The organism is Niveispirillum sp. FG148, assembly GCF_057809655.1.
On record NZ_JBMDKJ010000003.1, the window covers coordinates 271,723 to 295,201 of the forward strand.

General features: G+C 66.5%; 23 protein-coding genes. 20 read left to right on the plus strand and 3 right to left on the minus strand.

Annotation, left to right across the window (positions count from 1 at the left end; all coding sequences use genetic code 11):
* Position 1: 1 nt before the first annotated feature.
* The 15 genes from mraY to recN all read left to right on the plus strand — a co-directional run bounded on the left by mraY (position 2) and on the right by recN (position 17,370).
* The gene (gene mraY / locus ACODTW_RS04800; protein WP_488944787.1) at positions 2-1,090 is read left to right on the plus strand and encodes a phospho-N-acetylmuramoyl-pentapeptide-transferase; all 1,089 of its coding nucleotides are present in this window, start codon (positions 2-4) and stop codon (positions 1,088-1,090) included.
* Positions 1,091-1,098: 8 nt separating this feature from the next.
* Positions 1,099-2,496, plus strand: coding sequence for a UDP-N-acetylmuramoyl-L-alanine--D-glutamate ligase (murD, locus tag ACODTW_RS04805; RefSeq protein ID WP_488944788.1), 1,398 nt, complete (start codon positions 1,099-1,101; stop codon positions 2,494-2,496).
* Positions 2,497-2,498: 2 nt separating this feature from the next.
* Entirely contained in the window at positions 2,499-3,623 is a 1,125-nt protein-coding gene (gene ftsW / locus ACODTW_RS04810) for a putative lipid II flippase FtsW (protein WP_488944790.1), read from the plus strand.
* The gene (gene murG, locus ACODTW_RS04815; RefSeq protein ID WP_488944791.1) at positions 3,623-4,726 is read left to right on the plus strand and encodes an undecaprenyldiphospho-muramoylpentapeptide beta-N-acetylglucosaminyltransferase; all 1,104 of its coding nucleotides are present in this window, start codon (positions 3,623-3,625) and stop codon (positions 4,724-4,726) included. Before ftsW ends, murG begins: the two co-directional genes overlap by 1 nt.
* Positions 4,723-4,926 carry a hypothetical protein gene (locus ACODTW_RS04820; RefSeq protein WP_488944792.1) on the plus strand — a complete coding sequence of 68 codons (204 nt, stop codon included), beginning with the start codon at positions 4,723-4,725 and terminating at the stop codon, positions 4,924-4,926. The genes murG and ACODTW_RS04820 overlap by 4 nt, the downstream gene beginning before the upstream one ends.
* Positions 4,927-4,929: 3 nt before the next feature.
* On the plus strand, positions 4,930-6,360 hold the full coding sequence (murC, locus tag ACODTW_RS04825; RefSeq protein WP_488944793.1) for a UDP-N-acetylmuramate--L-alanine ligase: 1,431 nt from the start codon (positions 4,930-4,932) through the stop codon (positions 6,358-6,360).
* Complete coding sequence (gene murB, locus ACODTW_RS04830; protein ID WP_488944794.1) at positions 6,361-7,314, plus strand: UDP-N-acetylmuramate dehydrogenase; 954 nt, start codon at positions 6,361-6,363, stop codon at positions 7,312-7,314. It abuts the gene before it with no gap.
* Between the two features lie 239 nt (positions 7,315-7,553).
* On the plus strand, positions 7,554-8,486 hold the full coding sequence (locus ACODTW_RS04835; RefSeq protein WP_488944893.1) for a D-alanine--D-alanine ligase: 933 nt from the start codon (positions 7,554-7,556) through the stop codon (positions 8,484-8,486).
* A complete protein-coding gene (locus ACODTW_RS04840; RefSeq protein ID WP_488944795.1) occupies positions 8,474-9,394 on the plus strand; it encodes a cell division protein FtsQ/DivIB in 921 nt (306 codons plus the stop codon). The genes ACODTW_RS04835 and ACODTW_RS04840 overlap by 13 nt, the downstream gene beginning before the upstream one ends.
* A gap of 13 nt (positions 9,395-9,407) precedes the next feature.
* Positions 9,408-10,688 (plus strand): cell division protein FtsA, encoded by a 1,281-nt coding sequence (ftsA, locus tag ACODTW_RS04845; RefSeq protein WP_488944796.1) that lies wholly within the window; start codon positions 9,408-9,410, stop codon positions 10,686-10,688.
* An 80-nt stretch (positions 10,689-10,768) separates the two neighbouring features.
* Positions 10,769-12,421 (plus strand): cell division protein FtsZ, encoded by a 1,653-nt coding sequence (ftsZ, locus tag ACODTW_RS04850; protein ID WP_488944797.1) that lies wholly within the window; start codon positions 10,769-10,771, stop codon positions 12,419-12,421.
* Between the two features lie 385 nt (positions 12,422-12,806).
* The gene (gene lpxC, locus ACODTW_RS04855; RefSeq protein WP_488944798.1) at positions 12,807-13,700 is read left to right on the plus strand and encodes a UDP-3-O-acyl-N-acetylglucosamine deacetylase; all 894 of its coding nucleotides are present in this window, start codon (positions 12,807-12,809) and stop codon (positions 13,698-13,700) included.
* Positions 13,701-13,906: 206 nt separating this feature from the next.
* Positions 13,907-14,665 carry a substrate-binding periplasmic protein gene (locus ACODTW_RS04860; RefSeq protein WP_488944799.1) on the plus strand — a complete coding sequence of 253 codons (759 nt, stop codon included), beginning with the start codon at positions 13,907-13,909 and terminating at the stop codon, positions 14,663-14,665.
* Between the two features lie 173 nt (positions 14,666-14,838).
* Entirely contained in the window at positions 14,839-15,666 is an 828-nt protein-coding gene (locus ACODTW_RS04865) for an outer membrane protein assembly factor BamD (RefSeq protein WP_488944800.1), read from the plus strand.
* A 27-nt stretch (positions 15,667-15,693) separates the two neighbouring features.
* A complete protein-coding gene (recN, locus tag ACODTW_RS04870; RefSeq protein ID WP_488944801.1) occupies positions 15,694-17,370 on the plus strand; it encodes a DNA repair protein RecN in 1,677 nt (558 codons plus the stop codon).
* Positions 17,371-17,389: 19 nt separating this feature from the next.
* On the opposite strand, the gene ACODTW_RS04875 is transcribed toward recN, so the two are convergent.
* Complete coding sequence (locus ACODTW_RS04875) at positions 17,390-18,151, minus strand: LuxR C-terminal-related transcriptional regulator (protein WP_488944802.1); 762 nt, start codon at positions 18,149-18,151, stop codon at positions 17,390-17,392.
* Between the two features lie 120 nt (positions 18,152-18,271).
* Between ACODTW_RS04875 and ACODTW_RS04880 the strand changes: the two genes are divergently transcribed.
* From ACODTW_RS04880 to ACODTW_RS04890, 3 genes are read left to right on the plus strand one after another with little or no spacing between them, the layout of a single operon-like run.
* On the plus strand, positions 18,272-18,868 hold the full coding sequence (locus tag ACODTW_RS04880) for an acyl-homoserine-lactone synthase (RefSeq protein WP_488944803.1): 597 nt from the start codon (positions 18,272-18,274) through the stop codon (positions 18,866-18,868).
* A 12-nt stretch (positions 18,869-18,880) separates the two neighbouring features.
* Positions 18,881-20,206, plus strand: a complete 1,326-nt coding sequence (locus tag ACODTW_RS04885; protein ID WP_488944805.1) for a cytochrome P450 — start codon at positions 18,881-18,883, stop codon at positions 20,204-20,206.
* Positions 20,203-20,514 carry a ribbon-helix-helix domain-containing protein gene (locus ACODTW_RS04890; protein ID WP_488944806.1) on the plus strand — a complete coding sequence of 104 codons (312 nt, stop codon included), beginning with the start codon at positions 20,203-20,205 and terminating at the stop codon, positions 20,512-20,514. Before ACODTW_RS04885 ends, ACODTW_RS04890 begins: the two co-directional genes overlap by 4 nt.
* 99 nt (positions 20,515-20,613) lie before the next feature.
* On the opposite strand, the gene ACODTW_RS04895 is transcribed toward ACODTW_RS04890, so the two are convergent.
* Positions 20,614-21,096 carry a peroxiredoxin gene (locus ACODTW_RS04895; protein WP_488944807.1) on the minus strand — a complete coding sequence of 161 codons (483 nt, stop codon included), beginning with the start codon at positions 21,094-21,096 and terminating at the stop codon, positions 20,614-20,616.
* Between the two features lie 159 nt (positions 21,097-21,255).
* Between ACODTW_RS04895 and ACODTW_RS04900 the strand changes: the two genes are divergently transcribed.
* Both ACODTW_RS04900 and pal read left to right on the plus strand, forming a co-directional pair.
* Positions 21,256-21,834: a YqgE/AlgH family protein gene (locus ACODTW_RS04900; protein ID WP_488944808.1), complete on the plus strand. Its 579-nt coding sequence runs from the start codon at positions 21,256-21,258 to the stop codon at positions 21,832-21,834.
* A gap of 176 nt (positions 21,835-22,010) precedes the next feature.
* Positions 22,011-22,535, plus strand: coding sequence for a peptidoglycan-associated lipoprotein Pal (pal, locus tag ACODTW_RS04905; RefSeq protein ID WP_488944809.1), 525 nt, complete (start codon positions 22,011-22,013; stop codon positions 22,533-22,535).
* A 52-nt stretch (positions 22,536-22,587) separates the two neighbouring features.
* Here the strand turns inward: pal and ACODTW_RS04910 are convergent, their stop codons facing one another.
* Complete coding sequence (locus tag ACODTW_RS04910; RefSeq protein ID WP_488944810.1) at positions 22,588-23,451, minus strand: HpcH/HpaI aldolase/citrate lyase family protein; 864 nt, start codon at positions 23,449-23,451, stop codon at positions 22,588-22,590.
* Between the last annotated feature and the right edge of the window lie 28 nt (positions 23,452-23,479).

A 23,479-nucleotide genomic window follows, 5' to 3' on the forward strand; every position in this document is an offset into this window, starting at 1 on the left:
GATGCTGTACAACCTGCTCTATCCCCTGGCAGACGAGTTCCAGATCTTCAACCTGTTCCGGTACATCACGTTCCGGACGGGCGGGGCCGTGATGACCGCGCTGATCATCAGCTTCGTCATCGGGCCGCGGGTCATCCGCTGGCTGAAGTCCAAGCAGGGCGAAGGCCAGCCCATCCGCACCGACGGGCCGGAAACGCATCTGAAGAAGAAGGGCACGCCCACCATGGGCGGCCTGATGATCATGATCGCCGTCATCGTCTCCACCCTTCTGTGGGTGGACCTGACCAATAGCTATATCTGGATCGTGCTGCTGGTGACGGTCGGCTTCGGCATGGTCGGGTTCGGCGACGATTATCTGAAGCTGACCAAGCGTAACACCAAGGGCCTGTCATCCCGGCTGAAGCTGGTCGCCACCCTGGTCGTGGCGGCCGTGGCCACCGGCTGGTACATCTACGCCACCCCCGATTACGAGATGGCGACGGGTCTGGCCCTGCCCTTCTTCAAGGATCTGCTGATCCATCTGGGCTGGTTCTATGTGCCCTTCGCCATCATCGTCATCATCGGCTCCTCCCATGCCGTGAACCTGACGGACGGGCTGGACGGGCTGGCGACCGTGCCGATCATGATCGCGGCCTCCTGCTTCGGCCTGATCGCGTACCTGTCGGGCAACGCCATCTTCTCCAACTATCTGGGCATTCACCATGTGCCGGGTACGGGCGAACTGGCCGTGTTCTGCGGCGCGCTGGTCGGGGCCGGGCTGGGCTTCCTGTGGTTCAACGCGCCGCCGGCCATGGTGTTCATGGGCGACACGGGCTCGCTGTCCGTGGGCGGTGCCCTGGGTGCCGTGTCGGTCATCACCAAGCATGAACTGGTGCTGGCCATTGTCGGCGGGCTGTTCGTGCTGGAAGCGCTGTCGGTGATGATCCAGGTGGCGTCCTTCAAGCTGACGGGCAAGCGGGTGTTTCGCATGGCCCCAATCCATCATCACTTTGAAAAGAAGGGCTGGTCGGAACCGACCGTGGTGATCCGCTTCTGGATCATCGCCGTCATCCTGGCCCTGATCGGCCTGTCCACCCTGAAGCTGCGTTGAGGGCGTAAATGATCGATCTGGGCCACCTGAAGGGGCAAAAGGTTGCGGTGATGGGGCTGGCGCGGTCGGGGCTGACCGCGGCCCGCGCCCTGGTGGCCGCCGGGGTCGATCTGCTGGCCTGGGATGACGGGGAAGCGGGCCAGAAGGCCGCCACGGACGCCGGCATCGCGCTGACCAACCTGCACGAGGCCGACCTGACCGGCGTCAGCGCCCTGGTCCTGTCGCCCGGCATTCCTCACACCCATCCCAAGCCGCACCCCGTGGCCCGCCGCGCCAAGGCAGCATGCATTCCCATCATCGGCGATGTGGAACTGCTGCGTCAGGCAGCGCCTAAGGCAACCTATGTCGGCATCACCGGCACCAACGGCAAGTCGACGACGACGGCCCTGACGGCCCATATCATCGCCGGCACGGGCCGCCCGACAGAGGTCGGCGGCAATCTGGGCACGCCGGCCCTGTCCTTCAAAAAGCTGGGGACCGACGGCGTCTATGTGCTGGAAATGTCCAGCTACCAGCTGGAACTGACCCCCTCGCTGGGCTTCGATGCGGCCGTGCTGCTGAACATCACGCCCGACCATCTGGACCGCCATGGCGGCATGGTCGGCTATATCGCCGCCAAGAAGCGCATCTTCCAGAAGGGCATGGCGACGGGCAGGCAGGTGGCGGTGATCGGCGTGGACGATGCCCATTGCGCCCGCATGGCCGATGAACTGGACCAGGAATTCCCCGGCAAGGTCGTGCGCATCTCTGCTGAGCGGCTGGTGCCCGGCGGCATCGGCGTGGAAAACGGCGTGCTGATCGACGACCGTCACCATGACCACCACACGGTCACCGACCTGCGGCGCCTGACCACCCTGCCGGGCAAGCACAACTGGCAGAACGTCGCCGCGGCCTATGTGCTGGCGCGTTCTGTCGGCATTAACCATGCCGACATCCTGGATGGTTTGCGGACCTTCCCCGGTCTCGCCCACCGGCAGAGCCTGGCCGGCACCGTCGACGGCATCCGCTTCGTCAATGACAGCAAGGCCACGAACGCCGATGCGGCCGCCAAGGCGTTGGCCTGCTACGACCCGATCTACTGGATCCTGGGCGGCAAGCCGAAGGAGACGGGGCTGGACGGGCTGGACGTATTCATGCCGTCCGTGGCGCATGCCTTCCTGATCGGGGAGGCGACGGAAGCGTTTGCCGCCTGGCTGTCGGCCCGCAATGTGCCGCACACGCGCTGCGGCACCATGGACAAGGCTGTGGATGCCGCCTTCGCCAAGGCGAGGGAAGACGCCAAGCCACACGCCACCGTCCTGCTGTCGCCGGCCTGCGCCAGCTTCGACCAATATCCGAATTTCGAGGTGCGGGGCGATGATTTCACCAATCAGGTGAAGCGCCTTGCCAGCGGCGGGAGTGTCTGATCATGGTCTCCTTCTCCCGTACCGACCATTCCGTGCTGGGCCGCTGGTGGTGGACCGTCGACCGCTGGACCCTGGCAGCCGTCATCGTCATCGCCACCATCGGCGTCGTGCTGATCCAGGCCGCCAGCCCGGCCGTGGCCACCCGCATCGGCACCGACAGCTTCCATTTCATTGAAAAGCATCTGGTGGTGCTGGTGCCGTCGCTGGCGCTGATGTTCGGCGTGTCGCTGCTGTCGCCGCGCGGCGTCCGGCGCCTGGGGCTGGGCATGTTCATCCTGGCCGCCTTCGGCGTGTTCCTGACCCTGTTCATCGGGATGGAGATCAAGGGCGCCACCCGCTGGCTGCAATTGCCCGGCCTGTCCGTGCAGCCGTCGGAATTCCTGAAGCCCGGTTTCGCCGTAGTGGCCGCCTGGCTGTTCTCCCTGCACCGCAATCAGGAGAATTTCCCCGGCATCCCGATTGTCATCGGCCTTTACGCCGTGATCGTGCTGCTGCTGATGAGCCAGCCCGATCTGGGCCAGACCTTCGTCACCACCTGCATCTTCTTCGGCCAGTTCTTCCTGGCCGGCCTGCCCATCGTCTTCGTCGCCTCCTGCGTCGTCATGGGCATTGGCGGTCTGGTCAGCGCCTACTTCCTGTTCCCGCATGTCCAGAGCCGTATCGACCGCTTCCTGGACCCGGCCGCCGGTGACAATTATCAGGTCGCCCGCTCGATGGAGGCATTCGAACATGGCGGCGTCTGGGGCACTGGCCCCGGCCAGGGCACCGTGAAGATGTCCATCCCCGACGCCCATGCCGACTTCATCTTCTCCGTCGCCGGAGAGGAACTGGGCATGATCTCCTGCCTGCTGATCATCTGCCTGTTCGGCTTCGTGGTCATGCGCAGCTTCGCCCGCGCGTCCAATGACCAGAGCCTGTTCGTCATGCTGGCCGCCAGCGGCCTGACCATGCAGTTCGGCCTGCAGGCGCTGATCAATATGGGTTCCGCCCTGCACCTGATGCCGACCAAGGGCATGACCCTGCCCTTCATCTCCTATGGCGGTTCCTCGCTGATCGCCTTGGGGATCGGCATGGGCATGGTGCTGGCCCTGACGCGCAAGCGCTTCGGACCGGGGGAGAATATCTGATGGCGGACGGCCCCATCATCCTCGCTGCCGGCGGCACCGGCGGCCACATGTTCCCGGCAGAAGCGCTCGCCCGCACGCTGAACGCGCGCGGGCATCGCGTCATTCTGGTCACCGACCGGCGGGGCAAGGCCTTTGGCAACAATCTGCCAGATGTGCAGGTGGAGCGTATCCGCGCCGCCACGGCCGCGCCCGGCATCCTGGCCAAGCTGCGCATGGTTGTGGAACTGGTGCTGGGCACGGCCCAGGCCCGGTCGCTGCTGCGCGATCTGAAGCCGGCGCTGGTCGTGGGCTTCGGCGGGTACCCGTCCCTGCCCACGGTTTTCGCGGCGCAGTCGGCCGGCATCCCCACCCTGCTGCATGAACAGAATGCCGTGCTGGGCCGCGCCAACCGCCTGCTGGCCGGCAAGGCGCGGATGATCTGCACCAGTTTCCCGCAGGTGGCCGGCCTGCCCGCCATCGATGGGCGCCGCATCCTGCGCACCGGCAATCCTGTGCGGCCGGACATCCTGGCCCTGCGCGATGCGCCCTTCCCCACGCCCATCCCCGGCGGCTCTTTCAACCTGCTGGTTACCGGCGGCAGCCAGGGGGCGGCCATCTTCGGGGAGGTCCTGCCGCGCGCGGTGGAGATGCTGCCCGAAGACCTGCGCTACCGGCTGAAGATCGTGCAGCAGGCGCGGGAGGAGAATATCGAGGCCGCCCGCACCGCCTATGCCCAGATGGGGGTGGAGGCGGAACTGGCGACCTTCTTCCGCGACATGCCGGCACGGCTGGCCGCCTGTCACATGATGATCGCCCGGTCGGGCGCCGGCACCGTGGCGGAACTGTCGGTCGTGGGCCGTCCGTCGCTGCTGGTCCCCTATCAATACGCCATGGATGATCACCAGACCGCCAACGCCCGGTCGCTGGCCGAGGCGGGCGGGGCCTGGATCCTGCCGCAACCGGAATTCACCCCTGTGACCGTGGCGGAAAAGCTGCGGGCCTTCCTGGCCGATCCGTCGCAACTGACGGGGGCCGCCAAGGCCGCCGCCGCCTGGGCCATCCCGGACGCGGCCGACCGTCTGGCCGACGCCGTCGAGGGTCTGGTGAAAGGAGAGGCGCCATGATGAAGATGCAGAAGCCGGAACCGACCATGGCCGAGTTGGAAGCCGCGTTCCCCCACCTGCTGGGCTGCGCCGACGGCCGCCGCAATTTCGCCACTCACGGTGCCTATGCCGGCGCGCTGTCCGACCGGGAACTGACCGAAGCCCGGGCGGCGCTGCGCCGTAATCCGCTCTACACCCTGACCCGTCGCCCTGGAGTTTGACCCATGCGGGCCTTGCCGCTGAACATCGGAACCCTGCATTTCGTCGGTATCGGCGGCATCGGCATGTCCGGCATCGCCGAGGTGCTGCACAATCTGGGCTATGCCGTGCAGGGCAGCGACATGTCCGACAATTATAATGTCCAGCGGCTGCGCAAGCTGGGCATCAAGGTGGAGATCGGGCATCGCGGGGAGAACCTGGGCGATGCCGCCGTGCTGGTCATCTCTTCCGCCGTGAAGAAGGACAATCCAGAGGTCGTGGCGGCACGGGCCGGCATGATCCCCGTTGTCCGCCGGGCGGAGATGCTGGCCGAACTGATGCGCCTGAAATGGTCCATCGCGGTCGCCGGCACCCATGGCAAGACCACCACCACCAGCATGGTCGCGGCCCTGCTGGAAGGCGGCAACATGGACCCGACCATCATCAATGGCGGCATCATCAACTCGCTGGGCACCAACGCCAAGCTGGGTGATGGCGAATGGATGGTGGTGGAAGCCGACGAAAGCGACGGCACCTTCACCAAGCTGCCGGCCACCATCGGCATCGTGACCAACATGGACCCGGAACATCTGGACCATTACGGCACGTTCGAGGAGGAGCGGAAGGCCTTCGACCGGTTCGTGGAGAACCTGCCCTTCTATGGTTTCGCGGCCCTGTGCATCGACCATCCGGAAGTGCAGGCCATGCTGGGCCGTGTCGACCGCCGCGTCGTCACCTATGGCTTCAGCCCCCAGGCCGATGTCCGCGCCGTCAATGTGCAGACCAATACGGCCGGCTGCTTCTATGACGTTGAACTGTCCGACCGGGCGACCCCGGAAGCCCGCACCATCACCGGCCTGCACCTGCCCATGTACGGGCTGCACAATGTCCAGAACAGCCTGGCGGCCATCGCGGTCGCCATCAGCCTGGGCATTTCGGACGACAATATCCGCAGCTCCTTCGCCAAGTTCAGCGGCGTGAAGCGCCGCTTCACCAAGACGGGCGAAAGCAACGGCGTCACCATCATCGACGATTACGGCCACCATCCCGTGGAAATCGCCGCCGTGCTGAAGGCCGCGCGCATGGCCGGCACGGGCCGCACCATCGCCGTGGTGCAGCCGCACCGCTATACCCGCCTGCAAAGCCTGTTCGGGGAGTTCTGCACCTGCTTCAACGATGCCGACGCCGTCGTGGTGGCCGATGTCTATGCGGCGGGCGAACAGCCAATTGAGGGGGCGTCGCGTGACGATCTGGTGGAAGGGCTGCGCGTCCGTGGCCACCGCAATGTCACCGCCCTGGCCAGCCCGGCCGCCCTGGCTCCGCTGATCCGCGACATGGCCAGGCCCGGCGACATGGTGGTCTGCTTAGGCGCCGGCACCATCACCCAATGGGCGAATTCGCTGCCCGCCGAACTGGACAAGCTGCATGGCCTGCAGAAGGCCGGAGGGGATGATTGAATGAGCGCTGACCGGGTGCTGGATGGACAGGCACTGATCGACCGGCTGCGCTCCGCCGCACCTGATCTGCGTGGACGGCTGACCCCGGACGCGCCCCTGGGCCCCAGCACCTGGTTCCGCGTCGGCGGCAATGCCGAGGCGCTGTTCCGTCCGGCCGACGAAGATGATCTGGCCTATTTCCTGGGGCACTGCCCCGCCGATGTGCCGGTCACGGTCATTGGTGTCGCCAGCAATCTGCTGGTCCGTGATGGCGGCGTGCCGGGCGTGGTCATCCGCCTGGGCGGCCCCTTCGGCGAGGTCGCGGTGGTCGGTGACCAGGTCGTGGCCGGCGCCGGTGCGCTGGACCTGAACGTGGCGCTAACGGCGCAACAGGCGGGGCTGGCCGGGCTGGAATTCCTGTCGGGCATTCCCGGCACCATCGGTGGTGCCGTCCGCATGAATGGCGGCGCCTATGGCGGGGAAGTGGTGGATGTCATCCTGTCGGCCGACGGCATTGACCGCCAGGGCAGCCGGCGGACCTGGACACGCGACGATCTGCACCTGACCTACCGCCATTGCGGGGTGGCAGAGGATGTGATCTTCACACGCGCCACCTTCCAGGGCCGGCCCGACGATGCCGACGCGGTAAAGGCCCGCATCGACGCCATCCAGCAGGCCCGTGCCGACAGCCAGCCCGTGCGTGCCCGCACCGGCGGATCGACCTTCGCCAACCCCGACGGACACAAGGCCTGGCAGCTGATCGATGCGGCCGGTTGTCGCGGCCTGACCATCGGCGGCGCCCAGATCAGCGAGAAGCATTGCAACTTCCTGCTGAACCTGGGCGAGGCCACGGCGCACGACATCGAATCGCTGGGTGAGGAAGTCCGGCGGCGCGTAAAAGCCAATAGCGGCATAGAGTTGCGCTGGGAAATACGTCGGATCGGGCTATCTCCTTCGAAGGGGGGGCTGTCATGAATGACACCCCGGCATTCAAATGTGAGTCTCCCTTGCAACAGGTTGCGGGGGCGGGAATCGCTTTTTTGGATCCGCTCGATTTTGTCGCTTGCGGGGGCGAGACTCGTCCCTTACACCGGATGTTGTGGGGTGGCCGGGGTCATACCACACCAAATCTTGCGATATCGCGGAAGTGGCCGGAGGGACCGGCCGGGGGGCTGGCGCGTGGGCGCGCGGCAGCCAAGGGGGAGTCTGGTGTGATGGGGGATAACCGGTCGAAGCATGTAGCCGTCCTGCTGGGCGGCTGGTCTGCCGAGCGGGAAGTGTCCCTGGTCTCCGGCGCTGGTATTGTGGAGGCCCTGGAAAGCAAGGGCTACACCGTTACCGCCATTGACGTGCAGCGGGACCTTGACGGGTTGCTGGCGGCCCTGACCCCGCGCCCCGACGTCGTCTTCAACGCCCTGCATGGCAAGGGTGGGGAAGACGGACTGATCCAGGGCGTGCTGGAATATCTGGGCGTGCCCTATACCCATTCCGGCGTCATGACCTCGGCCATCGCCATGGACAAGGTGATGACCAAGCGCATCCTGGCCGCCGTGGGCATGCCGGTGGCCGAAGGTATCATCGCCAGCAAGGAACAGGTCCTGTCGGGCCATGTCATTGCCCCGCCCTATGTCGTGAAGCCCGTGGATGAGGGCTCCAGCGTCGGCGTGCGCATCGTGCGCGAAAACGACAATTTCACCATCCTGGAAGAAGACAGCTGGGTCTATGGCCGCCGCGTGCTGGTGGAGAAATTCATCCCCGGCCGCGAACTGACCGTGGGGGTCATGGGCGACCATGCCCTTGCCGTGACGGAGATCGTGCCGACCCAGGGCTTCTATGACTATACGGCCAAATATGCCGATGGCGGCTCCGTCCATGTCTGCCCGGCGCAGATCCCCGACACGGTGGCCAATGAGGCCAAGCGTCTGGCGCTGCTGGCGCACCATACGCTGGGCTGTTCCGGCATCTCGCGTTCCGACTTCCGCTGGGATGACAGCAAGCCGGGCACCAGCGGCCTGTGCTTCCTGGAAACCAACACCCAGCCCGGCTTCACGCCGACCTCGCTGCTGCCCGAACAGGCCGCGTCCGTGGGCATCAGCTACGCCGATCTGTGCGCCTGGATAGTGGAGCATGCCCGATGCCACGCGTGACGACGACCAGCAGCCAGCAGCAACCCGACAATCCCCGCGTCCGCTATGCGGAAACGTCGAAGCGCGCCACCCTGCGCGCCGCGCAGGAGGCCAACCGCCGCCGCGCCCTGCCCCGCTGGGCCGAACCGGCCATGAAGGTGGCACGCCGCGTCGCGCCGCTGGCGTTGATGGCGGCTATCGGCGGCTGGGGCTGGATGTCGGGCTATCTGCCCATGGCGGTCGCGGTGGCCACCGACAGTTTCCTGTCGGCCAGCATCAATGCCGGCCTGTCGGTGCAGGACGTTCAGGTGGTGGGGCGTGAAAAGGCCGCCCCGGCCGACATCCTGAATGCACTGGCGGTACAGCGCGGCACGCCCATCCTGGCCTTCGACCCGCATGTCGCGCGCGCCTCACTGGAACAGATCCCCTGGGTGCGGGAGGCGCGGGTTGAACGCCGCCTGCCCAACACCATCGCCGTCGCCATCGTGGAGCGGGAGCCCATGGCGCTGTGGCAGCAGGAACGCCAGATGCGGCTGATCGATGCCGACGGCGTGGTGCTGACCGCCAGCGACCTGTCCAAATGGCCCAACCTGCCGCTGCTGGTGGGTGTCGATGCGCCCAAGCGCGGCCCGGCGCTGCTGAAGCTGCTGGCCAAGGAACCGACCATCGGATCGATGGTGGAAGCCGCCGTGCTGGTCGGTGGACGGCGCTGGGATCTGCGCCTGAAGAACGGCGTGGATGTGCGCCTGCCCGAACATGACGTGGCCCAGGCCCTGAACCAGCTGGCCATGGTGCAGCAGACCAACGGGGTGCTGGACCGCGACGTCGTCGCCGTGGATCTGCGCATTCCCGACCGGCTGTCGATCCAGACTTCCGCCGCGGCCGCCGATGCGCGCCGCAAGCCCCCCGAAAAGAAACAGAAGACCTGAGGACGGCAGCGAAATGGCATTTCCCGGCGCCCTCAACACCCGAACCAAGTCCCGCAAGGTCCCGCGCGGCGGCACCATCGCCGCGCTCGACGTCGGCTCGACCAAGGTTGTCTGCTTCATCGCCAAGGTCGATGATCCGGGCAGCATCCGCGTCATCGGCATCGGCCATCAGGTCAGCCGCGGTGTGCGTTCCGGCGGCATTGTCGACATGGAAGCGGCGGAGACGGCCATCGGCACGACCGTGCATGCGGCCGAAACCATGGCGGGTGAGCAGATCCGCGAGGTGCTGGTCAGCCTGTCCGGCGGCCAGCCGGAGAGCCAGACCCTGACGGCGGAGACGGCGGTCAGCGGGGCGGAGATCGGCGATGCCGATGTGCGCCGCGCCCTGGCGGAGGCGCGCAAGCTGGACGTGTCGCCCGATGCGGAACTGATCCATTCCATCCCCGTGGGCTATGCCATTGACGGGACCAAGGGCATCCGTGACCCGCGCGGCATGGTCGGCGAACGGCTGGGCGTGCGCATGAATGTGGTCACGGCCGCCGCCGGCCCGGTGCGCAACCTGTCGACCTGCGTTGGCCGCTGCCATCTGGGCGTGGAAAGCTTTGTCACCAGCCCCTATGCCGCCGGCCTGTCCTGCCTGGTCGAGGATGAGATGGAACTGGGCGTCACCGTCATCGACATGGGCGGCGGCACGACCAGCATGGCCGTGTTCAATGATGGCAAGATGGTCTGGTGCGACAGCATCCCGCTGGGCGGCGTGCATGTCACCAACGATATCGCCCGTGGCCTGACCACGCCCGTGGCCCAGGCCGAACGCTTGAAGACCCTTTATGGCAGTGCCGTCTCCGCCGTGTCGGACGAGCGGGAGATGATCGACGTCCCCCAGGTGGGGGAAGAGGAGCGCGGCCAGACCAACCATGTGCCGAAATCGCTTCTGGTCGGCATCATCCAGCCGCGCATGGAAGAGATTTTCGAACTGGTGCATGGCCGCCTGGACCATTCCGGCTTTGCCAAGGCCGCCGGCCGCCGCGTCGTGCTGACGGGTGGCGCCAGCCAGCTGTCAGGCGCGCGCGAACTGGCCGCCAATGTGCTGGACAAGCAGGTCCGCCTGGGCCGACCGCTGCGCATCGGCGGGCTGGCCACCAATGTTTCCGGCCCGGCCTTCGCGTCGGCCGCCGGGCTGCTGGCCTATGCCATGCAGCAGAACCACGAATTGCCGGTGCTGGCCTCCAATCCGGACAAGCCGTCCGGGCTGTGGGGCCGCGTCAATGGCTGGCTGCGGGAGAATCTCTGATGACCCGCCGCCTGTCCTCCGCCCTTCCCGCCTGCTTCCCGCCGAAGCAATAACCTCCCCCGCCAGAGGAGTTCCGCCAGATGAGCATCAAACTCGGTATCCCCAGCGTCGAAGTACAGACCAAGCCCCGCATCACCGTCTTCGGTGTCGGTGGCGCCGGTGGCAACGCCGTCAACAACATGATCCGTTCCAATCTGGAAGGGGTCGAGTTCGTGGTGGCCAACACCGACGCGCAGGCGCTGCAGGGCAACCTGGCCTCCAAGCGGGTCCAGCTTGGCTCCACCATCACCCGCGGCCTGGGTGCCGGTTCGCGCCCCGACGTGGGCCGCGCCGCCGCCGAGGAGCAGCTGGAAGAGATCCTGGGCCATCTGTCGGGCACCAACATGTGCTTCATCACCGCCGGCATGGGCGGCGGCACCGGCACGGGTGCGGCCCCCGTCATCGCGCGCGCTGCGCGTGAACAGGGCATCCTGACCGTCGGCGTCGTGACCAAGCCCTTCAATTTCGAAGGCGCACACCGCATGCGCACCGCCGAAAGCGGCATCAGCGAGTTGGCCCAGTATGTGGACACGCTGCTGATCATCCCCAACCAGAACCTGTTCCGCATCGCCAACGAGAAGACGACGTTTGCCGACGCCTTCAAGATGGCCGACGACGTGCTGCATGCCGGCGTGCGCGGCGTGACCGACCTGATGGTCATGCCCGGCCTGATCAACCTGGACTTCGCCGACATCCGCACGGTCATGAGCGAGATGGGCAAGGCCATGATGGGCACAGGCGAGTCCGAGAGCGACCGCCGCGCCATCGACGCCGCCGAGGCCGCCATCAACAACCCGCTGCTGGACGATATCAGCATGAAGGGTGCGCGCGGCGTGCTTATCAACATCACGGGCGGTCATGACATGACCCTGTTCGAGGTGGACGAGGCCGCCAACCGCATCCGCGACGAGGTCGACCCCGAAGCCAACATCATCTTCGGTTCCACCTTCGACGAGAACATGTCCGGCAAGATGCGGGTGTCCGTCGTCGCCACCGGCATCGACAATGCCGTGCAGCAGCGTCCGCCGGTCGCCCAGCCGCAGCTTCAGGTGGTCACCGGCCGCCGCGTCGCGCCGGCCCCGGCCCCCAGCCCCGCGATCGCCCCGGCCGCCACGACACCGGTCAACCCGATCCCGGCCCGTCCGACGCTGCAGCCGGCCGCCATCCCCGGCGTCCCGGCTGGCGGTTTCGCCCCCATGCAGCCGGCCCCGATGCCGGTGGCGGCCCCGGCTGCCGCCGTTGCCGAGGCCCCGGCCATGGAACAGCCGGTCACCGAGGCGCCGGCCCCGCAGCATCCGCAGCATGAACTGCGCCCGGTGGACATGGTGGTCCGCCCGGCCGCCCCGGCCCGCCGCGACGACGCCTTCATCCCGCCGCGGCCGGCCGAAGGCGCACCGCGCAGCAGCCAGCCGGCCGCCCCCGAACGCTTCGTCCCGCCGGCCCCGCAGCCGGAGAAGCGTGGCCTGTTTGCCAAGCTGTTCGGCGGTGGCAGCCCGTCCCCGCAGCCGGCACCGCGCCAGCCGGCGCCGATGCCGACCGCACCGGCCCCGCAGTTCCACAATCAGGCCGCCACGGCCCGTCCGGCCCCGCAGCCCACGGCCCCGACCGCCGAACAGGCTCCGCGGGCGAAGACCGCACAGAGCGAAGAGGAAATGCTGGACATCCCGGCCTTCCTGCGTCGCCAGGCCAACTGACCGGATGGCAGCCGGGGGACGGGGTCTGGCGACCCGGCCTCCCGGTCCGGCCGAATAGCGATGAACTTCGTTCAATATCAGGGGTTTATCGCACTGCAAACAAGGGGCCGGTCCGGCGGGGACCGGCCCCTTTGTTGTTTTCCAGGCGAAATTTGGTCAGAATTGTGACGACAAATCAGAGACTTGCCGTTGAGTGTCGTAACAATTCGTAATAAAGAGTGATTTGTATCTTGCTCTCAACGGGGCCATTGTGAGGCTGCGGAGATAACGCGATATCGCATTGCAACGTAGGTGGGATGACGTTGCAGCCCGAAAGGGTAGCGTCCATGGCGTGACTCTTCGTGTCAGGGGGCGCATACTGACGCATCGAGAAAGGGACAATCCCATGTCCTGGCAACAGACGCTGAACACCAATATCCACTGCTCCGGCGTCGGCCTTCATACGGGCCGTCGTGTCCGTATGATCCTGCGTCCGGCACCGGTCGATCACGGCATCGTGTTTGTCCGCTCCGATCTTCCGCTGGCCCGCGCCGTCATTCCGGCACGTTGGGATTTGGTTTCCGACACCCGCCTTTGCACATTGCTGACCAATGACCAGGGTGCCGCGGTCGGCACCGTGGAACATCTGATGGCGGCTTTGCGGGGCTGCGGCATCGACAATGCCATTGTGGAGGTGGACGCCGCCGAACTGCCCATCATGGATGGCAGCTCAGCCCCGTTCGTTTTCCTGGTCGAATGTGCCGGCATCAAGGTGCAGGACCAGCCGCGCCGCCTGATCCGCGTGCTGAAGGACGTGCGCGTGCAGGATGGCGACAAGGCCGTCAGCCTGTCACCGTCGCCTGTCTCCACCTTCCGGGCGGAGATCATCTATGACAATACGGCCCTGATCCGCCGGCAGGAAGGCTTCCTGCGGCTGGCCGACGGTTCGTTCAAGACGGAAGTCGCCGACAGCCGCACCTTCGGCTTCGCGCATGAGGTCGAGGCCATGCGCAAGGCCGGCCTGGGTCTGGGCGGGTCGTTGGACAATGCCATCGTGATCGAGGGTGACCGGGTGCTGAACCCCGGCGGCCTGCGCCACGCGGATGAATTCATCCGGCACAAGCTGCTGGACGCGGTGGGTGACCTGTATCTGGCCGGCGGTCAGATCCTGGGCCATTTCCAGGGCACGCGGCCGGGCCATGCCATGAACAATGCCCTGCTGCGCGCCATGTTCGCCGACGAGACGGCATGGCGGCGAGAGGATGCGCCGGTCTGGACGGACCGCGCCGCCGTCGCTTGACGGCGGGGCCTCCCCCGGCACGACACGACCAAGGTATCCCGGCAAAGGGGAGAAAGTGGCCAACGCCGCTTTCTCCCCTTTGTCTTTCACAGGATCTTAACTGGACGGAACTATGCTGCGGCGCATTATCGATCCGACGAAATGGGGGATCGATGACGCGACGGCCGGCGCACAGACCGCATGCCGCCCCGCACCGGGGTGCTGCGATGACGATGCTGTGCGTGTGTCTGTCGTTGTTGTACAGCCCGATGGCGCGCGCCCAGCAGACGACACAGCCCCCCGTCCGCCTGGCAACCGCCAACTGGCCGCCATTCAGTGGTCCCAACCTGGATGGCAAGGGTCTTTCCACCGCAATCGTCACCAGTGCCCTGGCCTTGGCCGGGTTCCGGGTGGAGGTTGAATTCCTGCCATGGCAGCGTGCCGTTGCCGCCGGCCTGGGGGATGAAACCTTTGCCGGCTACTTTCCTGAATACCGGACGTCGGCCATTGAGTCCGGCCGCTGCCTGCTGTCGCATGCCATTGGCAGCAGCCCGCTGGGGTTCGCCGAACAGGTGGACAATCCCATCCCCTGGCGGGATCTGAAGGATCTGGCCACGCGGCGCATCGGCACCGTGCGGGGCTATGTCAATACCGACGCCTTCGATCGGGCGGCGGCAGAGGGGCGCCTGACGGTCGAACCCGCCGTCGATGATGTGACAAATCTGCGCAAACTGGCTGCCGGTCGCCTGGACATGGTGGTCATCGACAGCAATGTCCTTTCATATCTGCTGAAGACCACGCCGGAACTGGCCGGCTTCGCGGGCACGCTGCGTTTCAATGTGCGGGCGCTGGAGAACAAGAGCCTGCATGTCTGTTTCCGCCCTGGCCCTGTGGGCGAGGATCTGCGCCGGCGCTTCAACCAGGCACTGCAACAGCTGATGCCGGAGTCCCAGCCGGAAGTCGCCAGCCACCGCGCAGAGAACTGAGCGCATCTGAAAGGCTGGCCCCGAACTGCCATGCTTCCGCCCTGATTTGCCATCATGTTCTGGGAAAAGCGCCGATGCGCGCCGGGAGACGATGTTTGCCGCTTGGCGCATGCCATCCCGTGCGTGCTATAAGGCATCCCGCATTCATGCTTGCTGCTTGGTTGTCCTTGCCGATGCTTCGCACCGAACGTTCGCCCCGCCTCCGCTCCGTCACCCGCCTGTTGGCGCCGGCGGCCTTCCTGCTTCTTACGGCCTGCGCCGGCAAGAAGGACGAGTTGCCCTATGTCGAACGCCCGGTGGAGCAGATCTACGCCGAGGCGGGCAACGCCATCGACAATCACAATTACACCAAGGCGGCCCTGCTGTTCGACGAGGTCGAACGCCAGCACCCCTACAGCCAGTGGGCTGTGCGGGCGCAGCTGATGGCGGCCTATTCGCACTATCAGGCGCTGAAGTACGATGATGCGATCACCACGCTGGATCGCTTCATCGCCCTGCATCCGGGCAACCGCAATGCCGCCTATGCCTTCTATCTGAAGGCACTGTGCAATTACGAACGCATCTCCGACGTCCGTCGCGACCAGAGTACGACGTATGAGGCGCTGAAGAATCTGCAGGAGGTGGTCCGCCGCTTCCCGGCCAGCCCCTATGCCCGTGATGCGCGCCTGAAGATCGACCTGACCAACGATCATCTGGCCGGCAAGGACATGGAGGTCGGCCGTTTCTATCTGAACACCGGCGAATACATGGCCGCCATCAAGCGCTTCCGCCGGGTGGTCGACGAATATCAGGGTACCAGCCACGCACCGGAGGCACTGCACCGTCTGGTGGAAGCCTATCTGGCGTTGGGCATCCGCGAGGAAGCCCAGGTGAATGCCGCCCTGCTGGGTCATAATTATCCCGGTTCGGTCTGGTACCAGGACACCTATGCCCTGATCAATCGTGCGGACAGCGGCGAGAAGCCGTCGCTGCTGAGCCGGGCGATCGACTGGATGTTCTGATCCCCTTCCCTTGATCCTGGCGCCAGCATGCTCGTCACAATCTCGATCCGCGACGTCGTCCTGATCGAACGCCTGACGCTGGCGTTCCAACCTGGCCTGTGCGTGCTGACCGGTGAAACGGGCGCCGGCAAATCCATCCTGCTGGATGCGCTGGGTCTGGCGCTGGGTGCCCGCGGTGACAGTTCCCTGGTCCGCCATGGCAGCGAACAGGCCAGCGTCACCGCAGAATTCGATCTGGGCCGCCGCGGCGACCACCCCGCCTTCGCCATCCTGCGTGAGCAGGAGCTGGAGGTGGAGGACACGCTGGTCATCCGCCGCACACTCACCAATGACGGCCGCTCCCGCTGCTTCGTGAATGACCAGCCGGTGGGCGTGACCCTGCTGCGCCGCCTGGGCGAAACGCTGGTGGAGGTGCATGGCCAGTTCGACACGCACGGCCTGCTGGACCCGCGCACGCACCGCGACCTGCTGGACGACTATGCCCAGCTTTCCGGTCAGGGGCAGAAGGTGGCGGCATCCTGGCGCGCCTGGCGGCAGGTGGAACAGGCCCGGCTGACGGCCGCCGCCGACGCATCCCGCGCCCGTGCCGAGGAGGATTACCTGCGCCACGCGGTGGAGGAGCTGGACCAGCTTTCCCCGCAGGAAGGTGAGGAGACGCAACTGGCCGAACAGCGCGTCGTGCTTCAGCATCGGGAGAAGCTGATCGAAAGCCTGACCCAGGCGTCGACGGAACTGTCGGGCGAGCGTGGGGCGGAACGGGCGCTGGCGTCGGCGCTGCGCACCCTGTCGCGCATCGCCGACAAGGCCGGTGGACGGCTGGACCCGGTGATCGCCGTGCTGGATGAGGCCGCCAACGAGGTCGGAGAGGCGTCGCGCGCCATTCAGGGCTTCGCGGCCGACATGGATGGCGATGGCGGCAACCTGGACAAGATCGAGGAGCGGCTGTTCGCCCTGCGCGCTGCCGCCCGCAAGCATGGCACCGATGTCGATGGTCTGGTGACCCTGCGCGCAGCCATGGCGGCCAAGCTGAACCTGATCGAAGACCAGGGCGACCTTCTGGCCAGACTGGCCGCCCAGGCGGAAAGCGCCAAGGCCAGTTATCTGGAGGCAGCCCGCGCGCTGTCCGCTACCCGGTCCAAGGCCGCCGCCAAGCTGGATCAGGCTGTCGCGGCCGAACTGAAGCCCCTGCGCCTGGAGAAAGCCCGTTTTGCCACCAAGGTGGAGCCGGTGGGCGAGGAAGGGTGGAGTGCGGCCGGCATTGATGACATCGCCTTCCAGGTTGCCACCAATCCCGGCACGCCGCCGGGCCCGCTGGCCAAGATCGCGTCGGGTGGCGAGCTGGCGCGCTTCATGCTGGCGCTGAAGGTGGTCCTGGCCCAGGTCGGCACCGTCCCGACCCTGGTCTTCGACGAAGTGGATACCGGTGTGGGCGGGGCCGTGGCTGACGCCATCGGCGAACGTCTGGCACGGCTGGGGCAGCACGACCTGCAGGTCCTGGTCGTCACCCACAGCCCGCAGGTGGCGGCCCGCGGCGCCCATCACTGGAACGTGCGCAAGAAGGTCACCGCCGGCCGTACCGCGACGGAGGTCATTACCCTGTCGCCACAGGAACGGCTGGAAGAGGTGGCCCGCATGCTGTCGGGTGCCGAAATCACGCAGGCCGCCCGCGCCGCCGCCGAAAGCCTGCTGGCCGGACGGGGCTGACCCCACTACCCCGCCGCCCCTAAGGCGCGATGATCCCCAGATGGATCGCCATGGCGATGGCGTGGAACTTGTTATGGACGCCCAGCTTCTGCATGGCGTTTTCCATATGGAATTTCACGGTGCGTTCCGAGATGTTGAGGATGATCCCCGTCTCGGCATTGGTCTTGCCCCGGCAGGCCCACAGCAGGCAGTCGCGCTCCCGGTCCGTCAGGGGCGGAGGCGGCTCCGTCACGCCGTCGCGGGCCCCGCGCAGGGCCAGCACGCGTTCATGATAGGACAGGGCCACCAGCCGGAACCAGTTGGGGATGGCCTGCCCCAGGACCATGGCCTCCGCCCGGTCCGTCCAGAACAGGGAGATCAGCGAGGAGGCCGGGCGCCCATGGGCGTCCATGGCATGCACGGGTAGTACATAGCCTTCCGTCAGCCCATGATCGAACGCCACCTCCAGCACCTTGCGTGACTTCGACTTCACACCGCGCTTGGTCACGGGGTTGCTGAATTCCGCGATATCGGCCCATCGGAAAGGCGTGTTCGAGGTGGCGGCGCGGGTGGCGACGGGGTCATGCACGAAGAAGCCTTCATCCCGGTAAAGGCGTGCGAAATCGTCACGCACATTCGTCTGGAAAAACGGCATGGCGTCCGTCTCGTGCATCCGACGGACGTCGATATAGCTGAAGCTATCAAAGCCCAGCCGGCGGGAAATGGCCAGAAAAGTGGTCTCCAGGCGGTCGAGGTCGTCGCATGCCTGTATCTCGCCTAGGGCCTCATCAAGCGTGAGCATTCTAGCAGGCAGTTAATCGTTGGAGTTGTCATGATAATCACATCCGCCCCTGTCTGAACAGACAGTGATATGCGGGTCTGAACTTTGGCCTACTCCCCCCGGACAGAGGGGAGACATGGGATGCTGAGGAAAATCGAATGTTACAGGGCGGGTGACGCACCGGAACTGATGGCCCAGGCGTGGCGTCTGCGCCACCGCGTGTTCCGGGAGAAACTGGGCTGGGAAGTGGCATCGATCGACCTGCTGGAGATCGACCCCCTGGACCGGCTGGCCGTGCATCTGGCCGCCACCGACCGGGGCCGCGTCGTCGCCTATCTGCGGATGCTGCCGACAACCGGTCCCTATCTGCTGGAACGCAGCTTCGCGCATCTGCTGCCCGACGGCATGCCGCGATCAACCGAGGTGTGGGAGGTGAGCCGCTTCGCCGCGGATCCCGATCATCCCGACCATCTGGTCATGGCCCGTGCCCTGGTCCGCGCCGGTATGACCCAGGGGGCGCTGCTGGGTGCCTCCCGCCTGATCGCCCTGACCGAACCGCCGTTCGAACGGTTCCTGCGCCAATGCGGAGTGACCGTCACGCGTGATCTGGGGCCCGTCATCGTCGGGCAGTCCAGCCATGGCGATGTCCGTGCCGTGCTGATCAGCGCCCTGATCGAACCCGCCCTGCGGATCGCGAACAGCAGCCAGGCGCCGCTGTCCGACCGCACTGCCGCTTGAAGGGAAATCACCATGCTGGCCGATACTTCCCGCCTGCTTCTGGGCGACCTGCCGGATTTCGCCGGCGACCCCCTGGGCTTTGCCGAACGCACCCTGATCGGGCGGGACACGCCGCTGAAGGCGCGGTTCGCCCATCGCCCCACCCTGTTCCTGGCCCGGCCGTCGGCCGTCCGCCAGGTGCTGCTGGACAATCGCGACAATTACAGCAAGGGGCGGGAAGCCGGGCGCCTGCGTCCCCTGTTCGGGGAAAGCATGGTGACGGCGGCGGGTGGCGATCGCTGGGCCCATGCCCGCGAAGCCGCCAAACCCGCCTTCACCCCCACCGCCCTGAACCGCGGCCTGGAAATGGCCATGGGCGTGCTGTCGCGGGAGATCGTCACCCTGACACGCATGGCCGGATACCCTGTGTCCCTGCACGAAACCATGGGCCGTATTGCCATGCGCATGGCCGTGGCTGCGCTGTTCCAGGCGGAAATGACCCACGCGCAGGCCGAAACCGTCTACCGGGCCTGCACCGTCGCACATCAGCGCATTTCAGAGACGATGTGGCGCCTGATCGACCTGGACGCCATCCTGCCCACACCCGCCAACCGCCGTTTCCGCCGGGCCATCACCGACATTGTCGGCGTGGTGGAGGAGATTTCTCAGGGCGGAGGCGGTGTCCTGGCCGGGATGGGGGCGCTGGCGGATCGTTACGGACGGCAGGCCTTGCTGGACGAGGCGGTGACCATGATGGTCGCCGGATTCGAGACGACGGCCAGCCTGGCGGGCTGGCTGACCTATACGCTGGCCGCACGGCCCGACCTTGCCCGCTGGGTGCGGGCGGAGGCGGAGGCGGCTGTCGACCCGTCGTCCGGTGACATTCCCGTGTCCCGTCTGCGTGACCTGCCACGCACCAAGGCCCTGGTGTCGGAATTGCTGCGGCTGTACCCGTCGGCCTGGTGGTATGCCCGCACCGCCATGGGACCCGACAGGATCGACGGCGTCACAGTGCCGGCCGGCGCCACCATCCTGCTCTGCCCCTGGGCCCTGCATCGACAGCCAGACCTGTGGCCGGACCCGCTGACCCTGAAGCCGGAGCGGTTCATGGGCCGGCCGGCCCATGACAAGTTCGCCTATATCCCCTTCGGTGCCGGCGCGCGCACCTGCATCGGCATGCATCTGGCCATGGCGGAGCTGATGGCCATCGCCGTCGCGCTGGTTCTCACCTTCGAGATGCATCCCCTGTCGGGGACGCTGGAAGAGCTGCGGCCCCATGGCGGCGTGACGCTGGGCCCGCCGGAAGACGGCCTGCATGTGCAGTTTCAGATCCGCCAACCCACGCGAAAGGCCGCATGATGACCCGCAAACCCCATCTGGTGGCCGCAAACGATGGCAACGACGGGCACAGCGAGGCGCTGGCCTACGCCCTGGATCGCGTGGAGCGGGCGATCGGCGGGCACGAACGCCGGTTCCTGGTCGATGGCGACCTGACGCCGGTCCGCCTGCCGACAGACCTGTGGCTGGTCCTGGACGGCATCGCCCAGGATGAAGGCGTGATGACCGCGCATCTGGTGGAGATGGTCGCCCGCCGCGCCGGTCCCGGACGGTCCCTGGCGGCGGCCATCCGCGCCTTCATTCTGGCCTTCCACCGCCGGGAGGCTTGAGCGGAAGCCCCACAAACGCAAACCGGGCCGGGGCATCAACGCCACCGGCCCGGCTTTCCATGATCAACCAGAAGCGGAACCCCGCCTGGCCGACGCGGATCAGAGCTGCTTCAGCACATGCTCGGCGCTCGACACCTCGAAGGCGCCGGGCTTTTCCACTTCCAGCTTGGTGATGACGCCGTCTTCGGCCACCAGGGCGAAACGCTGGCCGCGATGGCCCAGATTATAGGCCGTACCGTCCATCTCCAGGCCCAGGGCCTTGGTCAGGGCGCCATTGCCGTCGGGCAGCATGGTGACCTTGCCGGCGACATTGTTGACCTTGCCCCAGGCCTGCATGACGAACGGATCGTTCACGGCCAGGCAGACGATGTCTTCCACGCCCTTGGCCTTGATGGCTTCCGCATTCTCCACAAAGCCCGGCAGATGCTTGGCAGAGCAGGTCGGCGTGAAGGCGCCGGGCACGGAGAACAGCACGACCTTCTTGCCCTTGAACAGGTCGTCGGTGCTGACTTCCTGCATGCCGGATTCGGTCAGGTGCTTCAGGGTAACCGACGGGACGCGGTCGCCAACCTTAACGCTCATCTGGTGATCCTCCTTGGGGGGAATGTTGATGACAACGGATGGAATGGTTCTAGGCCACCGGCGGGGGCAGGACAAGGGAAAGGGGAAAGGCGATTTTCCGCCCATCAGCCGCTGGCACTGCTATGATCAACGCCGATATCGACAGCCCGGCCCACGCCCATGCCGAAATCCGCCAAGAAATCCCTGACGTCGCTTACCGGCCAGCTTCTGATCGCCATGCCGCAGATGCCCGATCCACGGTTTGAAAAATCCGTGATCTTCATCTGTGCGCACAATGCCGACGGGGCCATGGGGCTGGTGGTCAACAAGCCGTTCGACGGCATCGATTTCGCCCACCTTCTCCGCCAGCTGGATATCGACGTGTCCAAGCCCGCGCGCGAATTGCGGGTCCATTTCGGCGGGCCGGTCGAATCAGGCCGGGGTTTCGTGCTGCATTCCCCGGATTACAACCGCGAAGGCAGCATGCAGGTGAATGACCAGGCAGTGCTGACCGCCACCGTCGACATCCTGCGCGCCGTGGCCGACGGGCGGGGACCGGAACGCGCCATCCTGGCCCTGGGCTATGCCGGCTGGGGCCCCGGCCAGCTGGACCAGGAGATGCAGCAGAATGGCTGGCTGCACGCCCCGGCCAACGATGCGATCCTGTTCGACCCGGACCTGGACCATAAGTGGGAGCGTGCGCTGGCGACGCTGGGTATCAACCTGTCTATGCTTTCCGGGGATATCGGCCACGCCTGATCCGGCCGCCACTGAATGGTCGATCCGTGCCATCTTCCCTGGCCTCTGCGGATCGGCCGTCTGCATGCCCAACACAGGCCCGGCTTTGGTCCAAGTCCCGCCGCAATCGCAGGCTTGGATGATGTGGGGCTGTCGGCATTGCCGGCGGAAAACATCTGGGAATGAGAGATCAAGAAATGAAGCTGAAGAATATCCTGCTGCTGGCGCCGATGATGCTGCTGGCGGCCTGCTCCTCTGTCCGCGACAGTGAACAGAGCGCCAGCACCACCGGCACCGGCTACAGCACGCCGTTCCCCGGCAGCACAGGCACCGGCACTGGCGGCGTGGAGCGACAGGACCTGTCCAACCTCTCGCCCCAGCAGCAGCTGGCGCAGATCGGCGACCGGGTCTTCTTTTCCCTGGACCAGTTCGAAGTGTCACCGGAAGGGGCCGCCACGCTGGACAAGCAGGCAGCGTTCCTGCGCGCCAATCCGGCCGTGACCCTGACCATCGAAGGCCATTGCGACGAGCGCGGGACGCGCGAATACAATCTGGCCCTGGGTCAGAAGCGCGCCGACAGCGTGCGCCGCTATCTGGCTGCGGCCGGTGTCGATGGCAACCGCCTTCAGACCATCAGCTTCGGCAAGGAACGCCCGGCCGTGGCCGGTTCCGGCGCCGATGTCTGGCAGCAGAACCGCCGCGCCGTCAGCGTGGTGAATTAAGTCACCTTCCCGGCGGGGGCCAGACACCCCCGCCGGGACCGGGGGATTGCCGTCAACCGACCCCAACCACCTCGCCCAGCGCCACCGTGCGCCGGGCCGTTTCCACATGCAGCGCCTCGACCAGCTTGCCGTCGACGACGGTGATGCCCTTGCCGGCGGCGGCGGCCTCCGCATGGGCGGCGATGATGCGCCGGGCCCGGGCCACTTCCTCGGCCGTCGGCGCGAAGGCCGCGTTGGCGGCGTCCAACTGCTTGGGATGGATCAGGGTCTTGCCGTCGAAGCCCAGCTCGCGGCCCTGGCGGCAGGCGGCGGCGAAGCCTTCGGCATCGTCCAGATCGACATGCACACCGTCCAGCGCCGTCAGCCCATGGGCGCGGGCGGCCAGCATGCACAGGCCCAGACCGGTCACCATGGGCAGGCGGTCGCGCGTGACCAGCGCGTTCAGGTCCTTGGTCAGGTCCGATGTGCCCATGACCAGGCATTCCAGCCGCGGACAGGCGCCCGCAATCTCAGCAGCCGCCAGCATGGCACGCGGCGTCTCCATCATCACCCACAGGCGCAGATTGTCCGGCGCACCGGCGGCCCGCAGCACACGATCGGCCAGACGTACGCCTTCGGCACTGTCCACCTTGGGCACCAGCACGGCATCGGCACCCGACAGGGCGGCGGCCGTCAGGTCAGCGTGGCCCCAGGGGGTGTCAATGCCATTGACCCGGATCACCAACTCCCGGCTGCCATAGCCACCCTGGTGCACGGCCTCCATCACCTGGGCGCGGGCCATGTCCTTGGCGTCGGGCGCGACCGAATCCTCCAGATCCAGGATCAGGACGTCGGCGGCAAGCGTACGGGCCTTGTCCAGGGCGCGGGCATTGGCACCGGGCATGTACAGGGCGGAACGGCGGGGGCGGAGGGTCATGGCGGTATCCCGGTCTGTCGAACGGCCC